This is a genomic window from Myxacorys chilensis (genome assembly GCF_059505265.1).
In genome coordinates, this window is record NZ_JCACKG010000226.1 from 1 (window position 1) to 2,855 (window position 2,855).

Genomic DNA, 2,855 nt, shown 5'->3' on the forward strand with positions numbered 1-2,855 from the left:
CGCGTGCCTCGGGTCCTCGTGAGAGGTCCTCCGTTCTCCGCGGGCTGTCCTCCGGGTCGGTGACCCTCCGTCGTTCTGGGTGAAGGGCGGAAGCCATGCATGGATGCGATGTTCGACCGCGCCTCCACCGATGCCAAAAAATTTCACTGGCGCGCCGATCCGTTGGACCTCGGAGCGATCCGATTCTAGGGAGGCGCAATGCTTCGTCCGTCGCGCTTGTCCCTGGCCGTCGCCGCGGCTCTTTCCCTTGTCGGGGCGGGGCTGACGTGGTCCGTCTATCGGACCGAGACGGCGGTCCAGCAGGCGGCGTTCGATGTGCTGGCCCAGAGGGCGGGGCGGCGGATCGAGACCCGGATCGAGCAGTATATCGCCCTCCTGACGGCGACCCGCGCTTTCCTCGAGGTCCATCAGGAGCCCTCGGACCGTGAGGTCTTCGCAGCCTTCGTGGAAGGCTTGGGCCTTGAGAGCCGCTACTCCGGCCTGCAGGGCATCGGGCTGGCCCGGATCGTGACTCCCCAGACCGAGGCCGAGATCCAAGTCGACCTGGCCCGCGTCTACGGCGAAGGCGTCGGGATCTGGCCGGAGCCCGAGCCTGGCATCCGGACCGCCATCACCCTGCTCGAGCCCTCCGACGCCCGGAACCTCGCGGCGATCGGCTTCGACATGGCCACCGAGGAGCGCCGCCGCGCGGCCATGCTGGAAGCTCTCAGGACGGGCGAGGCTGCCGCTACCGAACCGCTCCGTCTCGTGCAGGAAATCACCGAGGAGGTGCAGACGGGCGTCCTGATCTATCTGCCCCTGCGCCGGTCGGCGGACGCCGATCTCGGGGGCTTTGCCTATTCGCCCGTCCGCATGGGCGACCTGTTCGCCGTGGCCCTGGAGACTGGCGACCTGCCCCTCGAGATTCGCGCCGTGGACGCCGCCAGCCCGGAGCCGCCCCTTTTCGAGACCCCGGGCTATGCGGCAGTCGAATCCAGCGGTGGCCTTTCGAGCCAGGCCAGACTCGCCGTGGCGGGACGGACCTGGATCCTCTCCGCCCGGGCCGCGCCCGGGGTCGACTCGGCCGAGCCCCTGCGCCGGACGCTCCTGATCGGGTTCGTCTTCGCTCTCCTTGTCCTCAGCGCGACCTACGCGCTCCATTGGCAGGGCACGGCCATCCGCCGGACGCGGGCGCTGAGCGCGATCGTTCAACGCAGTGCCGAGCAGAAGGATCTGCTCGTGCGGGAGATGGCGCACCGCCTGAAGAACTCGCTCACGCGCGTCAGCGCCATCGCCAGGTCGACCGCGCGTGAGACGAAGACCAAGGAGGACATGGTCCTACGCCTCAACGCCCGGCTACAGGCGATGTCGGCGGCGCAGGACCTCCTCATGCTCTCTGGCACCGACAGCGCCGATCTCGAGGAGCTCCTCCGCTTCGAGATCGACCAGATCGCAGGGCCGGCAAACTTGGGGCAGCTGTCGGGTCCAAGGGTGCGCTTGGACGAGCGCCAGACCCATGCCCTAGCCTTGGTGTTCCACGAGCTGGCGACAAATGCTCTCAAGTACGGCGCAGGGGCCCAGGCCGGCGGCGAGCTGCGCATCGCCTGGTCGGTCGAGCCGGGAGCCCTGGGGGACGAGCTCCTGCTTGCCTGGGAGGAACGGACTCCAAGGTCCGCGCCTGCGGTGACCGACGGAGGGGGCCCTGGCCACGGCTCGGGCTTCGGCACGCGTCTTCTCGAGGCCATGGTCGCGGGCGAGCTCAACGGGAGTCTCACGCGCGAGCCCCGCGAGGACGGGCTTGCGATCGAGATCCGCTTTCCGCTCTCCGCGACCGTGCAGGCGACGGTCGCCTGACATCCGGTCCAGGCCATGGGCCCGCGGGAGGAAGCGGGCCTGAGCGGGGCAGGGGGCTTGCTCTCGGATCACAGACCGCCGGTCAACCCCTATGCTGCCAAGACCGCCGAACCCGAACCCCCGGACCACTGGCGTTGTTGCGTCACTCTTGGGTACGCGGTTCGCGCAGGGACTCTGGCTCGCTAGCTGCTTGGGCCTGAGCCTGCCTGCCCCGGCCTGCGACGCACGACGGACTGGTCCAGCTCCAACGCCGTCTTGCGCCGGTGGGGCTCTTTGCTGGTCGGGCTGGATGCGAAATGGACTGGCTTGCCCCGGCGAGCCGTTGTCCGGTTCGGCTTCGGACCTTTTCCGACGCCGTTCTCCGGTTCTGCCTCAGCCTGAAGGTGCTCTTCGGCCTGTCCTTGCGGCAGAGTGAGCGGCGCGGCGTGCGTCGGGGCTCCGGTCCCGCGGACCGGAGCCCGGCCCGCCTCACGCCCGATCCGCAGAACCGGCCGAGCCTGTCCCGGACAGCGGCTGACCGGCCCCCACGCCCGACGTCGCAGCAGCGCCCACAGGCGCCGGCGCAAGGCCTCAGGCCGAGATCACGCCCATGGCCTGAACCGAAGGGACAAGCGGAAAGCTCGGCCGCAGCCCAAGTTGGGCAACAACGCCCAGGAGGAGGCCCGGGTGCTGGCCGACTTCGCTCGCCTTGTCGCGTCCCAGCTCGATCTGCGGATCGCGCTGCGCCGCCTACGGCTCCGGCTGTCGACGCCGGCCGGGGCAGGGTCGCTGTCGCCAAGGATCGATGTCCGCGGCGTTTCCTTCTGGGCCGACGGGGCGAGGACCTGCGGGCCGAGGTGCGAGCCGAGGTGACCGGGGTGCCCACGGGCAGGCAACGACCGCACTCGTCGCCCTTCCGGAGCCGGCCCTTGTTGCGGGACCGGAAGTCAGGGCAAGGCAGCGCCTGTCAGCCTTGTGCATTGCGCGTTTCGACAGTCTCAAACATGGTCCTCGGCGGCACCGGCTGAGAGAGGCGAGACCGA

Annotated in this window: 1 protein-coding gene and 1 pseudogene; both read left to right on the forward strand. The window is 69.7% G+C overall.

Going from position 1 to position 2,855, the window contains the following annotated elements; translation table 11 throughout:
- The first annotated feature begins 198 nt into the window (after positions 1-198).
- Positions 199-1,833 carry a CHASE domain-containing protein gene (locus tag AC5JLB_RS22885; protein ID WP_495876134.1) on the forward strand — a complete coding sequence of 545 codons (1,635 nt, stop codon included), beginning with the start codon at positions 199-201 and terminating at the stop codon, positions 1,831-1,833.
- 186 nt (positions 1,834-2,019) lie between these two features.
- Positions 2,020-2,246 (forward strand): annotated as a pseudogene (locus AC5JLB_RS22890) (transposase); the annotation flags it as partial.
- Positions 2,247-2,855 lie beyond the last annotated feature (609 nt).